General features: G+C 65.2%; 16 protein-coding genes. 8 read left to right on the top strand and 8 right to left on the bottom strand.

Annotated elements, in window-relative coordinates:
* Positions 1-241 precede the first annotated feature (241 nt).
* Entirely contained in the window at positions 242-1,909 is a 1,668-nt protein-coding gene (locus tag DIE13_RS17430; RefSeq protein WP_124828328.1) for an ATP-dependent helicase, read from the bottom strand.
* A gap of 132 nt (positions 1,910-2,041) precedes the next feature.
* Positions 2,042-2,896, bottom strand: coding sequence for a helix-turn-helix domain-containing protein (locus DIE13_RS17425; protein ID WP_124828327.1), 855 nt, complete (start codon positions 2,894-2,896; stop codon positions 2,042-2,044).
* Between the two features lie 497 nt (positions 2,897-3,393).
* Here DIE13_RS17425 and DIE13_RS17420 point away from each other — a divergent pair, with 497 nt between their 5' ends.
* Positions 3,394-3,603, top strand: a complete 210-nt coding sequence (locus DIE13_RS17420) for a hypothetical protein (RefSeq protein ID WP_124828326.1) — start codon at positions 3,394-3,396, stop codon at positions 3,601-3,603.
* Here the strand turns inward: DIE13_RS17420 and DIE13_RS17415 are convergent.
* Positions 3,594-3,953, bottom strand: a complete 360-nt coding sequence (locus tag DIE13_RS17415; RefSeq protein ID WP_124828325.1) for a hypothetical protein — start codon at positions 3,951-3,953, stop codon at positions 3,594-3,596. The two genes, DIE13_RS17420 and DIE13_RS17415, sit on opposite strands and share 10 nt — an antisense overlap.
* On the opposite strand from DIE13_RS17415, the gene DIE13_RS17410 reads away from it, so the two are divergent.
* On the top strand, positions 3,937-4,212 hold the full coding sequence (locus tag DIE13_RS17410) for a hypothetical protein (RefSeq protein WP_124828324.1): 276 nt from the start codon (positions 3,937-3,939) through the stop codon (positions 4,210-4,212). The genes DIE13_RS17415 and DIE13_RS17410 overlap by 17 nt on opposite strands.
* Before the next feature lie 171 nt (positions 4,213-4,383).
* On the opposite strand, the gene DIE13_RS17405 is transcribed toward DIE13_RS17410, so the two are convergent.
* Positions 4,384-4,665 (bottom strand): hypothetical protein, encoded by a 282-nt coding sequence (locus DIE13_RS17405; protein ID WP_124828419.1) that lies wholly within the window; start codon positions 4,663-4,665, stop codon positions 4,384-4,386.
* A 952-nt stretch (positions 4,666-5,617) separates the two neighbouring features.
* On the opposite strand from DIE13_RS17405, the gene DIE13_RS17400 reads away from it, so the two are divergent.
* The 4 genes from DIE13_RS17400 to DIE13_RS17385 all read left to right on the top strand — a co-directional run bounded on the left by DIE13_RS17400 (position 5,618) and on the right by DIE13_RS17385 (position 11,371).
* Entirely contained in the window at positions 5,618-6,952 is a 1,335-nt protein-coding gene (locus DIE13_RS17400) for an FAD-binding oxidoreductase (RefSeq protein ID WP_124828323.1), read from the top strand.
* 60 nt (positions 6,953-7,012) lie between these two features.
* Positions 7,013-8,104 (top strand): potassium channel family protein, encoded by a 1,092-nt coding sequence (locus tag DIE13_RS17395; RefSeq protein WP_124828322.1) that lies wholly within the window; start codon positions 7,013-7,015, stop codon positions 8,102-8,104.
* Between the two features lie 148 nt (positions 8,105-8,252).
* Entirely contained in the window at positions 8,253-9,731 is a 1,479-nt protein-coding gene (locus tag DIE13_RS17390; protein ID WP_124828321.1) for a sensor domain-containing diguanylate cyclase, read from the top strand.
* A gap of 209 nt (positions 9,732-9,940) precedes the next feature.
* Positions 9,941-11,371: an MFS transporter gene (locus DIE13_RS17385; protein WP_124828320.1), complete on the top strand. Its 1,431-nt coding sequence runs from the start codon at positions 9,941-9,943 to the stop codon at positions 11,369-11,371.
* Positions 11,372-11,458: 87 nt separating this feature from the next.
* On the opposite strand, the gene DIE13_RS17380 is transcribed toward DIE13_RS17385, so the two are convergent.
* Both DIE13_RS17380 and DIE13_RS17375 read right to left on the bottom strand, forming a co-directional pair.
* Positions 11,459-12,163, bottom strand: a complete 705-nt coding sequence (locus DIE13_RS17380) for an alpha/beta fold hydrolase (RefSeq protein ID WP_124828319.1) — start codon at positions 12,161-12,163, stop codon at positions 11,459-11,461.
* Positions 12,164-12,226: 63 nt separating this feature from the next.
* Positions 12,227-13,204: a helix-turn-helix domain-containing GNAT family N-acetyltransferase gene (locus tag DIE13_RS17375; RefSeq protein WP_124828418.1), complete on the bottom strand. Its 978-nt coding sequence runs from the start codon at positions 13,202-13,204 to the stop codon at positions 12,227-12,229.
* Positions 13,205-13,424: 220 nt separating this feature from the next.
* Here DIE13_RS17375 and DIE13_RS17370 point away from each other — a divergent pair, with 220 nt between their 5' ends.
* Positions 13,425-13,757, top strand: a complete 333-nt coding sequence (locus DIE13_RS17370; protein WP_124828318.1) for a cupin domain-containing protein — start codon at positions 13,425-13,427, stop codon at positions 13,755-13,757.
* A gap of 316 nt (positions 13,758-14,073) precedes the next feature.
* Here the strand turns inward: DIE13_RS17370 and DIE13_RS17360 are convergent, their stop codons facing one another.
* The gene (locus DIE13_RS17360) at positions 14,074-14,832 is read right to left on the bottom strand and encodes an SDR family oxidoreductase (RefSeq protein ID WP_124828317.1); all 759 of its coding nucleotides are present in this window, start codon (positions 14,830-14,832) and stop codon (positions 14,074-14,076) included.
* Positions 14,833-14,946: 114 nt separating this feature from the next.
* Positions 14,947-15,891 (bottom strand): LysR family transcriptional regulator, encoded by a 945-nt coding sequence (locus DIE13_RS17355; RefSeq protein WP_124828316.1) that lies wholly within the window; start codon positions 15,889-15,891, stop codon positions 14,947-14,949.
* Between the two features lie 183 nt (positions 15,892-16,074).
* On the opposite strand from DIE13_RS17355, the gene DIE13_RS17350 reads away from it, so the two are divergent.
* Positions 16,075-17,289 (top strand): NAD(P)/FAD-dependent oxidoreductase, encoded by a 1,215-nt coding sequence (locus DIE13_RS17350; protein WP_124828315.1) that lies wholly within the window; start codon positions 16,075-16,077, stop codon positions 17,287-17,289.
* Positions 17,290-17,349 lie beyond the last annotated feature (60 nt).

The following is a 17,349-nucleotide window of genomic DNA, read 5'->3' as shown; positions in this document are numbered from 1 at the left end:
TGGATGATCCGGGTGAGAAGACTGGCACACGGTGGCATCCTGATGGCAGATCGTAAGTGAGCAAACCCGCTGATGTGTGGAGCGGACGGCAATGAGCGGAACTTCAAGGGCGCGGGCCGGAAAACAATATCGACAACTGTGCCGACGGGCTGAGTCGGGTAGTGGCGCGTTTCGCGTTTCGCGTCACGCGAAGGGCGGTGCGGCCAGTGCAACGCGTGCCGGCGGCCCACCGATGGCGGTATCAGCTCGCCGCGAGCTGCACGGCCGCCCGCGACGACGCGACGAGCAGCAGTTTCATCGTCGCGCGTGTCGCACCGACGAACAGCTTGCGAGCCGCACGCGCATCGAGCGTTTCGAAGTCGATCTCGGTGAGGATCACGCACGGCGCGGACTGTCCCTTGAAGCGGTAGATCGAATCGAGCAGCACGTCGCCTTCGCGATATTCGGGGTTGCCGAACAGGTCGTACTTGCCCGTGAAGTGCTTGATCCGGTGCGGGCCAAGCTGGTCGAGCGACGCGAGCACCGAGCTTTCGCGGCCGCGATACGACAGCACCGCGATGTCCTGCTTGCGAAAACCGAGCGACAGCGCATGAGTGATCGCGCGCTTGGTCGCGTCGATGCAGGCTTCGGCGAGCGCGTTGCCCGATGCGCCATCTTCCCCGTATGACGAAACCGACGGATCGGAACCGTCGAACGGGCTGCCCGAGTGCAGTTCGGCCGCAAGCGGCTCGACGCGGCCGACGACGTCGCGTACGAATTCGAGCAGATCGCGCGGGCTGCGATAGTTCGTCAGCGCCTTCAGCGTGACCCAGCCGGGCAGCGCGACGGGCTCGCGCAGGTAGAGGTTCTGCAGCGGATCTTCGAGCCACCACCATGCGCCGTCCGGCGTGAGCAGGCGCTCCAGTGCGGCTGCCCACGGCGCATGGAAATCCTGCCCCTCGTCGACGATCAGGACGTCGAAGCGCCAGTGTTCCGGAATCGGTGCTTCCGCGAAGCGCGCCTCGAGTCGCTCGAACGCGCCGGGCACGGTGAAGTCGGGCGTATAGCCGCCGTCGCGCGCGACCCAGTCGCACAGCTGATGGTAGTTCGCGATCTTCGCGCCGGCCGGCGCGATGCGTGCGATGTAGTCGGCGAGCGGCCGGTTGAAACACACATAGAGCACCCGCTTGTCGGCAGCGACCGCGTCGCGCATCGCCTGCACCGCAAGCTGCGTCTTGCCTGAACCCGCGGTGCCCGTCACGCGCAGCCGGAACGGCGTGAATTCGAGCTGGCGCGCCCATGCGGCAAGCCCGCCGGACAGTCGCGTGACGAGCGTGCCGGCCTGCCCGACGAGCGCGCTGGTGTCGGGCGTGAGCGCCAGCTCGTCGGCGAGGAAATGATGCAGCTTCGATGCGTTCGGCAACGGCGCGTCGTGTTCCGGCAGGATCTGCAGGATCACCTGCGCGAGCTGCGCCTTGCGCGACGCGTCGACGATGCGGTCGGCCGCGACGCCGGCGATTGCCGTTTCACGGATCGAGTAGTCGGGGCAGTACAGCAGCGCCTCGACGCCATAGACGCCCGCGCCGAGCGCGGCGGTCAGGCGCCGGTGCAGCGTTTCCTGCGTCCGCGCGAGCTGGATCGGGACGTTGCGCTCCTTCTGCAGGTAGACCTTCACGAGCCCCTTCGGCGTTTCGCGCAGGAAACCGGCCTTCTGCTCGATCAGCAGCACGCGGCCGGCCGGGCTCACGACGACGAACGCCGCTTCGCCGAACACCGAAAAGCCCTGATCCGCACGCGTCCAGTGCACGCCGTGATAGACGGTGTAGCTGTCCGGCAGCGCGTGTTCGAGGGCCGCGAGCGTTTCGCGCTCGCGTTCGGCCGCGCCGGTGGCGGCGAGGCTTTTCCAGTCGTCGGGAATGAGGCGGGCCATGAGCTCGGGCGGCGGATGCCGATAAGGGCGTGAACAGGTTCGGCTATTGTACTGAGGAACCTGTTCACGACCGCCGCGCAGCACGGACGTTGGCCGTTCGGAAGAGGGACGGTTGCAGCGGAAGGCCGCGAACTATCCGCGCGCGAGCCGTTTTGCGAGATCGGCGCTGAGGATTGCCATGCGTGCGGGTTTTTCGTAGCAGACGACGTCGAATGCGCGGATCACTTCGCTGATGTCGGCTTCGCTCGCACGGCCTGTCAGCAGGTCGCCCGTCAGTACGAAGATCGGTGCGCCCGGATTGTCGGACGCGCGCACGGCCTTGATCGCGGTCGCGGCGGTGCTGTCGTCGAACAGCCATTCGGTGACGACGGCGTCAAATGCCTGGCCCTGCAGTGCGTCGACGAACGGCGCGAGGCCGTCGAACGCGGCGGTCGCGAAACCCTGCCGTTCGAGATAACGGCACAGCTCGGTCGAGCTGACGCGATCGGGATCGATCACTGCGACGACGAGCTTGTCGCTCTCGGCGCGGCGCGGATAGATCTCGATCTTGTGCACGTCGTACGCGTTCTGGTACAGCACGCCGGTATGGCGCAGCACGCGCCAGCGGCCGTTCTGTTCGTACGCGACGAATTCGGGGCGTGCACCGGCTTCGAGCGGTGCGCCGATCCATGCGGTGCACGGAATTTCGGCGACGCCGGCATACAGGACCGCCTCCTGCGAATAGGCGCCGACCATGCCGGGGTCGAGCGCCTGTGCGCCGAACAGTTGGGCGGCGGGCTCGCCGTAAGCTTCGGCGACTTTCTTGATCTGCGCGAGGGTCCAGGGACTGCTGCCACGCAGCTTGCGGTGGCCCTGCGAAAAGCTCAGGTCGAGGATGCGGCACAGCTCGGTCGTCTGCTGGCGCTTGCCGATGCCGTTACGGCTCATCAGCTCGCGCACGCGCTCGGCAACCGCGAGGGAATCCGTGGTGATTGCTTCAGTGGTCATGCTACGGGAACGGATCGTGACACTCAGAATGACGCCTTGCGGCAGTCTCGGCGGACAGTCTTGACGACGTCCAGTGGCGAGCCGACCGGCCACGCGCGGAAAAGATAACTTTACCGCAAAACGGCGGTTATTCCATGCGGTGAAAAGTGCGTTTGTGTGAAAGGTGTGTCTTGACGTTACGCTTGATCGCGGTTGTTGCGCGAGCGCAAAAGAGACGTTGAAAACCTGCAAGCGCGGATCCCGGCTTGCCGCGCGCATATTCCACGTGGCTTGGCGCGTAATGCACCGCGGCGGGGACGCGATGCACCAGACGTGGGCGTGTCGTCGCGACACGATGGCGGCATCGTGACCCTCGCAGTCGACAATTCTGCACAGGACATTCGGCGGAGTGGATGGTTTCCTCTAGTGAAACCGGCGTAGATACATTTATCGGCGAACCCGAACCTACGGCGCTCACATGCTACGATTGCCTGTCTTAAAAAAGATGCGTTGAACCGATGCAGAAGAAATTTGTGATGCGCGGCTACGAGATGAACTGCGAACCGCGCGTGACGGCGGACGGCAAGTACGCCGCCCAGGTCGAGGTCACGAAGCTGGGTTTCAGCCGCGAGGCGGCGTTCCGCAATCTGGGCGAATTCGACACTGAAGCCGAAGCCGTCACCTATGCGCAAAAATTCTCCGAAGAGTGGCTGAGCCGCTACGCGTAGCGCACCGGATACCCGCGCAATGCGGGTGCCGGATCGACCGGCGAGACGGCGTCCGTTGATCCGCTGGCGTCCCCATTCATCTGAAGCAAGCGAAACGACCGACGCGCCAGCGCGTGGCGTGGCGGTCGCGTGCGTTCGCGCCTGCGTGATGCGGCGATACCGGTTTCCCGGCCGATGGCTTGCGGCGTGAAAGATGGCGCGTCCAGCCGGTAATGGCAGGCGGCCGATCCAAATTCATGCGCAAGAGTTGCCAATGCCGAGAGAAATTTGTAGATTGATGCCTCACGTTGTGAGGTGCCGATCGTTTCGAGGTAACGCAACTGGAGACTGCGAATGTCCACCTTGTGCATGCAGACCGTCGTTCACGGTAAAACTGTCCAGGTCGTGTTGTCGCTCGAGAGTCGATCAGCCAGGATTCACATCGTCGACGACGAAGCGGGCAACTATCCGCCCCGCACGATGAGCATCGAGCAGTACATTCATGCCGGCATGGGGCACGACGAAATCGCCCGGCATGTTCTCGAAGTCGTCACGATGTCGGTCGAACGGCTTGCGAGGCTGCAACCGTTCGATCGCGCGGCCGGCACGCATACGCGTTACTCATACTGATTGATTGCGGCCGTACCGGGGGAGTCCCGGCGCAGACCTGCGCCCGCCGTTTTCTCGCCCCTCGCTGCTTCTGCCGCTTCGCCTGCGCCTCGCGCGGGCGGTGCTTGCGATGACGAAAGCCGGGGGACGACGAGCCAGCGTGGACCGATCCGGTCCGGCGGGCATGCCCGTTCATCGCGCCTTCAACATTTCGTCGGCGAATCGATAGGCGCTGACCGCGCGTTTGGATTCGTAGTCGGCGATCGTCGACACGTTGCGGCCGGCGTCGCGTGACAGCAACCCCTGCAGCGCAGCCGCGGCGAAGAAGTCGCGCAGATCGGGCGTTGCCGACTTCGGTTCCGGCGGCGGTGTCGCGACCAGCGGGTCCGACTTCCAGAAAACGGGTGACGGCGTGGATGCTTTCGATACGGCAACTGTTTTTTTGATGCTCACATCCTGGGACAACGGCATCATTTCTACCCCTTCGATCAAGTATCGGTTGGCGAGGCAACGTAAGGTCATCGTTACATGGCGAACAGCCTGTTTTTTATATTTTTAGAAGTACTGGCCAATAGATCGACGCGAATATGCACCGGTAATATGCAATCCGTCAAAGAAAATAAATGAGTTCCAATTCTTCGTTCAGGGAGCACGATCCGTTCCCGAGCGCGACAAAAGAAATCGCATGCGTCGCTCGAATCGACAGCGATGGTATGTCGGTGAGAGTTACGTTCCGATGACGTTCAGATGTATCGGATAACGAACCGATGCATGTACCGATTTGGGTGTCGATGCGTGTCGTCGAGGGCGGGCGCGATTCAGGAATCGTCTCGTAAGCATCGTGACGATGGCGAAAGCGTGTGCGGGGAAACGCGCGGCATTGCCGCCGGCATTCGCCGATTCGATTATTCCGGAATCACGCACGGCAGCGTGCCCGGTTCCGCAGGCTCGGGCAGCGCACGCTCGATCTTCTTTTCGAGCAGATAGCCGAGCCGTCAAAGCTCGGAGCCGTGCACGGGCATGTCCGGGGCGAGCACGCGGATCCGGCGCGATCCATCGGGGACGCGGGACGTCAATTGCCGTGGCGCCGGGCACAGGTGCCGCACGTCGTTCGCCATTCGGTCGGGTCGTTCAGCGTCGGGGGGAGCGAATGAGGGGAGGCCCATTTCTACTGCAGCGATACTGTATGGATGTACAGTTTGTCGCGCGGTAAGATAGTCCCGTCAAGGCGAAAAAATGGGGACGGCCGGCTGGCAAGAATGACGCCGTCGCATGCGGGTGCCGGGGGCGCGACAGCGCGGACTCGATCGCTCGCCGACCCGTTCGGACGTTTTCCGCGAAAATCCGGGGCAGAACAGCATCACCCGGCGCCCGTCATCGCATATGTCGATGCATGCGCCGGGCGTATCGACGCCAACAGAAAACAATGACGACAACCTATCCGCTGCATGATGCATTGAGCCACGCCGATACGGCGTTTCCGGCCGAAGCCGACATCGTGATCGCCGGGGCCGGCATCATGGGCTGCGCGGCCGCGTACTACCTCGGGCTGCGTGGCCTGAAGGCCGTCGTGCTCGACAAGTCGCGCATCGCCGGCCAGCAATCGACCCGCGCATGGGGTTTCGTGCGCCAGCAGGGCCGCGAGTCCGCCGAAGTGCCGCTGATGATGGCCGGCATGCGGATCTGGGAAGGGCTCGAGCAGGCGCTCGGCTTCGACCTCGAATGGCGGCAGGGCGGCTGCCTGTATATGGCCGACAACGAAGACGACTGGTCATCGTTCCAGGCATGGCTCGCCGTCGCGCGCGAGCACGGGCTCGACACGCGTACGCTCACGCGTGCGGAAATCGACGCACGCGTGAACGGCCTGTCGACGCAGGCGCGCACGCTTGGCGGGCTGTACACCGCGACCGACGGGCAGGCCGAGCCGCGTCGCGTGGCCGCCGCGTTCGCGGCGCGCGCGACCGAAGCCGGCGCGCGTTTCTTCGAAGGCTGCGGCGTGACCGCGATCGAGACGGCCGGCGGCGCGGTCGTCGGCGTCGTGACCGAGCGCGGCACGATCCGCACGCGGCGGGTGATCTGCGCGGCCGGCGCGACCAGCTTCCGGCTGCTCGACGGCGTCGGCATCCGCCTGCCGCAGCAGGCCGTGCGCGGCACCTGCATGCGCACCAACGTGCTGCCCGACGTGTCCGCGTCGACGATCTGGGGGCATGGCCTCGGCATCCGGCAACGCAAGAACGGCGCGATCAATCTCGCCGACGATATGCAGGTCGACGTCGACATGACGCTTGGCCACTTACGCGGATTGAGCCTGTTCTGGCCGGCGTTCTGGTCGCAGCGCGAGAAATTCCGGCTGCATCTGAATGCGGCGGCATGGCGTGATGTCTGCGCGCGCATCGGCGGCCGGGTCGACCCGATCGAGCCGCGCGATCCGCAGCCTCAGCCGAATCGCGCGCATGCGCCGCGCGCGCTCGCGAAACTCAAGGCGATCTTCCCCGCGCTGAAGGATGCGCAGATCGTCGAGGCGTGGGCCGGCCTGATCGACGTGCTGCCCGACGGCATTCCGGTGATCGATGCGCCCGGCACGCCGTCCGGGCTCGCGATCGCGACCGGCTTCTGCGGACATGGCTTCGCGATGGGGCCGATCGTCGGCCGGCTGCTGGCCGAATGGGTCGATACCGGCGCACCGTCGCTCGACCTGTCGGCGTTCCGTGCGCAGCGATTCGTCGACGGCACGATGGTGCGGCCGCGCAGCATGCTGTAACGCCAGCGCCCGCATGTTCCCGTCGTAGAATCGAGCCCGCATCGTTCAGGAGAATCCTCGTTGGCAACGCCTTCCCAGCGCCGCTCGTTGCGCTTGCGTCTGCGTCGTGCCCGTGACCCGTGGCAGGCGCCGCGCACGCGCACGCTGTTCACCCGTCCCGCGACGTCGCCGCGGCGTACGCTGCTGTTCCGCCTCGGCGCGGTGGTGCTGCTGTGCATGCTCGCGTTCCTCGTGCTGTATCTCGATCGCGACGGCCTGCGCGATTCCACCAAGAGCACGCCGATGAACGTCGCCGATCTCGTGTACTTCACGATGGTCACGGTCGCGACGGTGGGTTACGGCGACATCGTGCCGGTCACGGCGCGCGCGCGTCTGCTCGACGCGTTCTTCATCGTGCCGATCCGTATCGGCATCTGGTTCATCTTCCTGGGCACGGCCTATCAGTTCGTGATCCAGCGCGTCGTCGAGGAATTACGCATGAAACGCTTGCAGAAGCAACTGTCCGATCACATCGTCGTGTGCGGTTACGGCCTGTCGGGATCGATCGCCGTGCGCGAGCTGCTCGAAAGCGGCGTCGATCCGTCGACGATCATCGTGATCGATGCGCAGCAGCAGGCACTCGAGGCCGCGACGTCGCTCGGCGTGACCGGGCTGCTCGGCGATCCGGCGCACGAGGATCTGCTGCAGCAGGCACAGGTGCGCGCGGCGAAGGCCGTGATCATCTCGGTGACCGACGATCCGACCGCGATCCTGCTGACGCTGTCGGTGCGCAGCATCGCGCCCGAGACGAAGATCGTCGTGCGCATCCAGGAGAACCTGTATCAGCGGCAATTGCGCCAGGCCGGCGCCGACGTGATCGTATCGTCGACGAAGATCGGCGCGCTGCTGCTCGCGGACGCGGTGCATAGCCGGTACATCGTGCCGTTCGTGAACGACATGCTGTCGACGCGCGGGCGCGCGACGCTGCTTGAGCGCGAGGCATTACCGCACGAGATCGGCTGCATGACGAACGTCGTGCCGGGCGCGATCGTGGTCGGGCTCGATCGTTGCGGGAAGATTCTTTCGTTTTATGAGGATCCGCCGTGCCGGATCGAGGCGGGGGATACGCTGGTCGTAATTCAGTCGGCGAGGATTCCGGATGCGGATATTTGACGGCTGGAGGTGAACCGACCCGGCATCGTCACACCCATGTCGTGCCATGACCGGCGCGTTGCTCCCGCTTGATATGCCACCATCCGTTTTTTAGTATGCAGTAATCGCGTCGTGCGGCTGCATACAAGCTTGGTCATCGAGGAGACACATGCAATCCAGGTCGGCGGCTCCTTATACCATCGTCGTGGTCGGCATCGTGGTTGCGTGTGCGCTGATGGGTCTGTGCGTGCTGCAACTGTTCCAGAGCCGCAACGACGCGCTCGAGCGGGCGAGAGAAACCTCCCGCAATCTCGGCCTGATCGCCGAGCGGGACATCCAGCGCAACTTCGAACTCTACGACCTGTCGTTGCAGGCGGTCATCGGGGGGCTGCGACGCCCCGACGTGATGAATGCGCCGCCAGGCTTGCGGCGCGCCGTGCTGTTCGACAACGCGATGACCGCGCAATTTCTCGGCTCGGTGCTGGTACTCGATGCCGGTGGCAACATCGTCCTCGATTCGGCCAACGACGTGCCGCGCCGAGGCAATTTCTCCGATCGCAAGTACTTCACCGTCCACCGCGACGATCCGAATGTCGGCCTCTACGTCAGCGACCCGTTCCCGTCGCGCCTGCGAGGGGGCGCGCTCAGCGTCGGGCTCACGCGGCGGATCTCGAGCCCGGACGGCTCGTTTGCCGGCATCGTGCTCATCACGGTCAATCTCGAATATTTCCATCAACTGTTTGCCGGCCTGTCGCTCGGACAGCACGGCTCGATCTCGCTGATCGGCAACGACGGCGTGATGGTGATGCGCCAGCCGTACGACGTCCACACCATCGGCCGCGACATCAGCCAGGCCGCGACTTTCCAGCGGTTCCGGGCCGCGCGGGAGGGGGTGTTTTCGGAAACCTCGTCGCTCGACGGTGTGCGTCGCCTCTACTACTTCAGGCACTTGTCGAAGCTGCCGCTGATGATCATGGTCGCGGAAGCGGAGCCGGATATCTATGCGGCGTGGCGGCACCGGGCCACCACGATCGGCGCGCTGGTGGCGACGTTCGGCGCCGCGTTCATCGCGGTGTCCGTCATGCTCGGCACGCAATTGCGGCGCCGCATGCGTGCCGAGTCGGAACTCGTGCTGCTCGCGCGCACCGATGGCCTCACCGGCCTGAACAATCGCCGCAGCTTCGCGGAAGTGCTGGAGCGCGAATGGCGTCGTGCGCGGCGGGCGCGGTCGGTTTTCTCGTTGCTGTTCGTCGATGTCGACCGCTTCAAGGCCTATAACGATACCTACGGCCACCAGGCGGGCGACGACGCGCTGGCAGCGGTCGCACGCTGTATCGGCGACAACATCCGCCGGCCGGCCGATACCGCGGCCCGCTACGGCGGCGAGGAATTCGTCGTGCTGCTCCCGGATACCTCCGAGACGGGCGCCGCCCAGATTGCCGAGCGGATTCGCGCTGCGATCGACGGGTTGCCGCTCGAGCACGCCGGCAGCGAATATGGGCACGTCACCGCCAGTATCGGCCTCGCGAGCTGGACGCCCGAGCACGATGCGCAAGCCGAAGCCGTGATCAAGGCCGCCGATGAGGCGCTGTACTACGCGAAGGCGAACGGGCGGAACAGGGTGGCCGCCTTTCGCGCAGTGGCGTGACGCAGGTCGCGACGCACATGTGCGTGACCGGTCGACGCGCGCGGGCAGCAACGTTATGACGTACACCGAATAATTTATCGATTTATATCGGTTGGGATAACCGGATCGCAAGAACAGAATCTTCGCTTCCGGAACCCGGCGACGCGTGCGTGTCGGGTTCCTGTCTCCATGTGGACATCGCCGGGTATCCGGCGAAACAAGGGAATGCGATGAGTTCGATCGATCTGAATGCCGCTATCACGCCGGTTTCCGCGCCCATCCGCTCCGCGAGCGACGTGGCGCGCCTGATCAATACGACGGACAGCTCCGTCAGCCATGCGCGAATGATCGTGCTGCTCGCGCTCGGCGGCGTGTTTCTCGATGCATACGACCTGACGACGCTGTCCTACGGCATCGACGACGTCGCGCGCGAGTTCGGCCTGACGCCCGCACTGACCGGGCTGGTCGGGGCGGCGATCATGATTGGCACGATCTTCGGCAGCCTGATCGGCGGCTGGCTCACCGACAAGATCGGCCGCTATCAGGTGTTCATGGCCGACATGCTGTTTTTCGTGATCGCGGCGATCGCGGCCGGACTCGCGCCGAACGTGTGGGTGCTGATCGGTGCGCGCTTCGTGATGGGGCTCGGCGTCGGCATCGACCTGCCGGTTGCGATGGCGTTTCTCGCGGAATTCTCGAAGTTCAACGGCCGCGGCAACAAGGCGTCGCGGCTCGCTGCGTGGTGCCCTATGTGGTACGTGGCGTCGTCGGTCTGTTTCCTGCTGATCTTCGGGCTGTATTTCCTGCTGCCGGCCGAGCATGCGGGCTGGCTGTGGCGCGCGTCGCTGATCTTTGGCGCGGTGCCCGCACTGGTCATCATCCTGGTGCGCAATCGCTTCATGAACGAATCGCCGCTGTGGGCGGCGAATCAGGGCGACCTCGCCAATGCGGCGCGCATCCTTCGCGAGTCGTACGGGATTCACGCACACGAAGCAGACGATGCGCCGCGCGCGCCGAGCCAGCCGCCCGTACGGATTCGCGTGCTGTTCCAGCGTCCGTATCTGGGCCGCACGATCGTCGCCAGCGTGATGAACCTGTGCATTCCGTTCGAATACACGGCGATCGCGTTCTTCCTGCCGTCGATCCTGTCGCAGTTTCTCGGCGCGGGCGTGTTCGAGACGATCGCCGCGTCGCTCGCGCTGAACGTCCTGTTCGCGTTTACCGGGGGCTTGCTCGGCATGCGTCTTGCGTATCGCTATCCGTCGCGCCACGTCGCGATCGCGGGGTTCGCGCTGCAGTTCGTCGCGCTCGTTGCACTCGCGCTGGCCGGACATCCGCACGGCGCGGTCGCGATCGGCGTCGTGCTGCTGATGCTCGGCACGTGGTTGTTTGCCGAAGGCTTCGGACCGGGCGCGCAGATGATGATCTATCCGACGCTGTCGTACCCGGCGGCGATCCGCGGCACCGGGGTCGGCTTCGGGCGTTCGCTGTGCGGTATCGGGCAGGCGCTTGCGCTGTTCGTGCTGCCGATCCTGCAGGCCCGGCTCGGCACGGACATGTTCTGGGTCGTGGCGATCAGCGCGGTCACGCCGATCGTGTTTCTGCTGATCGTGCGTCATGAACCGACGGCGCGCGACATCGACGACGAGGCGGCGGCGTGACAGGCGGCATGAGCGCGGCAGAAAGCGCTCGCGGTCGGCGCGTCGTCGTGCCCGCGAGCAGAGCGGCGGCGTGCGCGGATCGATGCGTCAACGCGTGGAGAAGGGCGTCAGGCCGGATTCGATCAACCATTGGCGCGCGATCGTAGTGCATGGCAACGGGCGCTCCAGGGTCGGAAAATGGCCGCACCCGTCGATCGGTTCGAAACGGGCATGCGGCATCGATGCGGCGATGTGGCGGCCCACGTCGACGGGAACGAAACGGTCGGCGCTGCCCCAGACGAGTAACGTCGGGATCCGGGTCGATGCGAGCGTAGGCCAGCGATCCATGCGTGTCGACGTTGCGTCGGATTGCCGTGCGAACACGTCGGCGCCGGCATCGCGCGCCATCTGCACGAATGCTGTTCTTGCCGCGATGTCGTCTGCGGGGATGGCGTTCTCGGCGAATTCGGCGAGAACGCGTTCATGCTCGCCGGAACGGATTCTGCGACTCGTGGCGCGCGCCGACGCCGGATCCGGATGGGCGCCGGGCTGACAATTCATCAACCAGAGGCCGCGAACGCGATCGGGCATCCTGGCGAGCACTTCGAGTGCCAGGCAGCCGCCATACGCGGTGCCTGCGAGGATCAACGGCCCTTCCGTGACAGACAGCAGGTGCTCGGCGCTTTCCGCGAAGGTCGGGTACGAAAGCACGTGCACCGACGGCGACACAAGATCGCACAGCCCGTCGACCTGCGCGGCATACATCCGTGCGTCGCATGGCATGGCCGGCAGGAAGACGAGCGGGAGTGGCATCGTGGCAGGCGGGTTCATTCGAGGTGGGCGGGTTGCCGTTGAAGGGCAGTGCGGGGCCGAACGCTAGCCGCCGGATTTTCGCCGGCTGAAGCGTTGCTCGACGACCTCGGTTCCCCATTGCGAGCCTGCCGATTCGCTGGTCAGCGCAAAGCCGAACGATTCATACAGGTGACGTGCCGAATCGAGTCCCTTGAATGTCCAGAGATACGTCTCGTCGAACTGCCGATCGTCGACGAACTGCATGGCAAGCGTCATGAGCTGCCGCCCGATGCCGGCGCCGCGCAACGCATCGTCGACGATGAACCAGCGCAAGTGCGCGATGCCCGATACCTTGTCTCCGTCGATGGCGAGAGAGGCGAGCGTGCGGCCATTTTCCGTGCAGAGCCAGAGCGCCTTGCCCTCGGCCGGAAGCGCGCCCGCAAATTCGGCGAGTTCGGTCGCAACCTTCTTTTCGAAGAACGCGCCGAATCCCCAGTGTTCCGAATAGAACCGCGCGTGAAGGCTCGCTATGTCGCCGATGCAGCCGGGCTGATAGCCGTCGAGGATCTGCACGGCGTTTTGCTTCGCGACGGACGGCTTGGCTACGTTGTCCTGCGCCAGCGCGTCGCTATAAAGCGCGAGCGAGCGGATCAGGTTTTGCTGGTCCGCCGGCACCATGCGACGCAGCGCATTCGACACCTGGCGGGTCGCAAACCGGTCGATTTTCTCCCGGAGCTTTTGCCCGTCGGCGCTCAGGTACAACTCGGTCGCGCGCGCATCGTCGGGCGAGATGCGGCGCGTCACGAAGCCGGCCGCCTCCAGCCGGGCAAGCTGTCGGCTCGTATTCGATTTGTCGAGCCGCAGGATATTGCCGAGATCCTTTGCGCTGATGCCGGGCGCCATTCCGATTTCGAGCACGGCGTGAACGGCCGACGGCGCGAGGTCGCTGTCGGCCAATGTCGTGCGCATGAAGCCCAGTTCACGGACCAGTTTTCGGGAAAAATCGCGAAGCTCCAGGATTGTTGCGTCGCGGGTCTTGGCGGGAATATCGATGAGGTCCATGATCAGCCCGGAAAAGTTGCGGCCCGCAAGCAATATTAGTTGCGATGCGCAACTTGTCAAGGCGGTTTGGTTGTCAGCCACGTTTCGTCGGACGTTTCGATGGCCGGTCTTTGCGTGCGCGCCAAGCCGATACCCGCAAAACACGCTCACCCCGGCGACGGCCGCCGCGTTGGAGTGGACGTCAACCGCCTTCACGCGAAGGGCGATGCGAGGTCGAATCATGCAGCTTCAAACCGGCAACCTGTTCAGCATCGAACGGACCCGAAGCGACGACGAGCAGGTCGACGTACTCGTGGCCGGCGCGCGCCTGAACATCGAGCGAATCGTGTCGATGGGGCATGCGAGTCCCGACGGGTTCTGGTACGACGACCCGCGCGCCGAATGGGTTGCGTTGCTGTCCGGCGCGGCCGCGCTCGAATTCGAAGGCGATCAGGCGCTGTACGACATGCGTCCCGGCGACTACGTGCTGATCGAACCGCATTGCCGGCATCGCGTCGCGTGGACGCATCCGGAGGAGCCGACCGTATGGCTCGCGATCTACCACGAACGCTGAGTAGCGGCCATCAAGGGCGCGTGTCATTCGGGCAAGCCGCCGGGGACATCGTGCGATGTGTGGCGTCACGGGCTTGCCGTTGCTTCACGCGCGATCCGGCTCCATCGCGGAGCCGGTCGAAGTCCTGCCGGCGCGCCATCGCGATCCGGCGAGCGCCGGAAGTGGAGCGGGCGCGGTAACGCGCCGCTCTGGATCCGGGGCAAGGAGCGCCGTCAGTTCGTCATCGTCAAGCCGCCGTCGATGGGCAAGAAGACGAAGAGGGCGTGACGGAACATGCGGCGCCCGGCACCGCCCGGTCGAATTCCCGGGGTCCCGCTTATCCACGCCCGACGAACGGCATCGTCGTCGCCATGATCGTCATGTTCAGGATGTTCGTGTCCAGCGGAAGATTCGCCATTTGAACGACCGCGTTTGCCACGTGCGTGACGTCCATCCGTGCCTCGGGCGCCATGCGTCCGTCGGCCTGCAGCACGCCGTCCGTCATCCGGTCCGTCAGCGACGTCGCCGCGTTGCCGATGTCGATCTGGCCACACGCGATGTTGTATGCGCGGCCGTCGAGTGCGAGCGACTTGGTGATGCCGGCTACCGCGTGCTTGGTGGCCGTGTACGCGATCGTGTTCGGGCGCGGTGTATAGGCCGAGATCGAACCGTTGTTGATGATCCGGCCACCCTGCGGTATTTGCGCTTTCATCACGCGCCACGCAGCCCGTGCGCACAGGAAGACGCCCGTCAGGTTCGTAGCGACGACGGCGTTCCACACGTCGAATGCGTATTCGTCGAGTGCAACGGCCGGTGCGTTGCGGCCGGCGTTGTTGAAGAGCACGTCGAGCCGGCCGAACTGCTGCGCGATCTGCGCGAACGCGTGATCGACCGATGCTTCGTCGGTGACGTCGGCCGGAAATACGTGCGCATCGCCGTGAGCGGCGACGATCGCCTCTTTCGTTTCACGCAACGATTCTTCGCGGCGTCCGATCAGCGCGACGGTAAATCCCGCGCCGGCGAGTGCGATCGCCGCAGCACGACCGATGCCGGATCCGGCGCCCGTGACGGCTGCGAATTTCTGCGAAACAGACATGACTTGATTCCCTGCGGGTTGGGTGACGAAAGAGGCGGCAAGGGTGCGATGGCATCGCCGCGCGCCGGTTGAAGCGACATCGTACCGCGCACCGCGGGTTCGCGGCGGGGGCCGCTATTGCCTGCGCGCCGGCGCAGGCTTTCGTCCGCGTGTTTCGGCTTCCGAGAACAGGCTGACCACGACATCGCGCAACCACCGGTTGCCTTCGTCCTGATTCACGCGCGTATGCCACAGCATATGAATCGGCGCACCCGGCAGTGTGACGGGCAACGCTCGCCAGCTCAGCGAAAACGGCGCGGCGAGTTGCAGCGCGAGATGCTCGGGCACGGTCGCGATCAGGTCGGTGCGTTGCAGGATATAGCCGACGCTCATGAAATGCGGCACCGTGAGCCGCACGCGGCGCTTGACGCGCCGCCGCTTCAGCCATTCGTCGACCTGCCCGTGGCCGGTGCAGGCCGACACCACGACCAGATGCTCGGCTTCCCGCCATGCGTCGACCGTCAATGGCGCGTCCGCGAGCGGATGCCCGCGGCGGAACAAGCACACGTACCGCTGATCGAACAGCCGGCGCTGATAGAACCCGCCTTGCAGTTGCGGCAGCAGCCCGATCGCGAGATCGACGCGACCGTCGGCCATTTCGTCGCCGAGGTTCACGCTCGTGTTGCGCACCGTATTGAGCGCGATGCCCGGCGCCGCTTTCGACAGATGTTCGAGCAACGCGGGCAGGAACACGACTTCGCCGATATCGGTCATCCCGATCGTCATCGTGCGCGACGCGCGCAACGGATCGAATCCCGTCTCCGGATTGAGCGCCGCATGCAGCGTCGACAGCGCCTGCGCAACCGGCTCGGCCAGGCGCAACGCGAACGGCGTCGGGACCACGCCGCCGGGCCCGCGCACGAACAGCGGATCGCCGAGCCGGCGGCGCAGCTTCGCGAGCGCATTGCTCACGCCCGGCTGGCTCATGTTCATCTGCTCGGCGACGCTCGACACGCGCCGCTCCTGCATCAGCCGCTGAAAAAGCAGCAGCAGATTGAGGTCGATCTCGCTCAGTTCCATGGTGACGCAGCGCTCCAGATCATTCCGTTCAGTGATGAAGAAGATTCCCTTCATTTTATTGCGGGATAAGAGTCCGCTGCTGAAAATACCGATACGGCGCATGTGTTCGACAGGCGCGCCGAACAGGTCACGCGCGCTGCGGCCCCGATAACTGAATATCTGAATCCCGGAGACACCTTCATCATGCAGACCAATCTGAACATCGCGATCGTCGGCGCCGGCATCGGCGGCCTGACCCTGGCGCTTGCGTTGCGCGAGCGCGGCATCGACGCGCAACTGTACGAGCAGACCGACGTGCTGCGCGAGGTCGGGGCGGCCGTTGCGCTGTCGGCGAATGCGACGCGCTTCTACGAACGAATGGGATTGCGTTCGGCTTTCGACGCGGTATGCGCGGAAATCCCGGCGCTCGTCTATCGCGACGGGCGCAGCGGGGCGGTCATCGGTCATCATCGCGGCGAACCCGACTACCGCCGGCAATTCGGCGGGTCATACTGGGGCGTGCATCGTGCGGATCTGCAGGCGATCCTGTCGCAGGCCGTCGGTGTCGAGCAGATTCATCTGGGCCATCGGCTGGTCGATCTCGTGCAGCATCCGGATCGCGTGACGCTGACGTTCGACAATGGCAAGCGTGCCGATGCCGATCTCGTGATCGGCGCGGATGGCGCGCGTTCAATCACGCGGCGCTGGATGCTCGGCTACGACGACGTGCTGTATTCGGGCTGCTCGGGCTTTCGCGGCGTGGTGCCGGCCGAGCGGATGGACTTGCTGCCCGACCCCGAGACGATCCAGTTCTGGATCGGACCGCACGGCCACCTGCTGCACTATCCGATCGGCGACAACGGCGACCAGAATTTCCTGCTGGTCGAGCGTCATCCGTCGCCGTGGCCGTCGCGCGAGTGGGTCATGCCGGCCGAAGAGGGCGACCAGTTGCGCCTGTTCAAGGACTGGCATCCGGCGGTGGTGCAGATGATCACCGCGGTGCCGATCAGCCAGCGCTGGGGGCTGTTCCACCGGCCGCCGCTCGGCCGCTGGAGCCGCGGGCGCGTGACGCTGATCGGCGACGCCGCGCATGCGCTGGTGCCGCATCACGGGCAGGGCGCGAACCAGTCGATCGAGGATGCGGTGGTGCTGGCCGGGCAACTGGCGAAGGCCGGACCGGGCAACTGGCGCGAGGCGCAGGAAGCGTACGAGCGGCTGCGGCGCGGTCGCACGCGCAAGGTGCAGTACGCATCGATCACGGCCGCCGACGTGCTGCATCTGCCCGACGGGCCGGCCGCGCAGGCGCGCAATGCCCGGCTCGGCGAACGCGACAGCGTGCTGCGTCACCTGGACTGGATCCACGATTTCGACGCGCTCGCCGACGAGCCGAACGAGCGGCAGGGCGGTACGTGGCTTTGACGGGCCGCGCATTGCGCGCTTGGCCCGGCGCGCGCGAGCGTTTGTTACCGACGCGGCCGC

Source organism: Burkholderia sp. Bp9016 (assembly GCF_003857765.1).
Lineage (GTDB): Bacteria > Pseudomonadota > Gammaproteobacteria > Burkholderiales > Burkholderiaceae > Burkholderia.
This window is presented reverse-complemented; position numbering and strand designations above follow the sequence as displayed.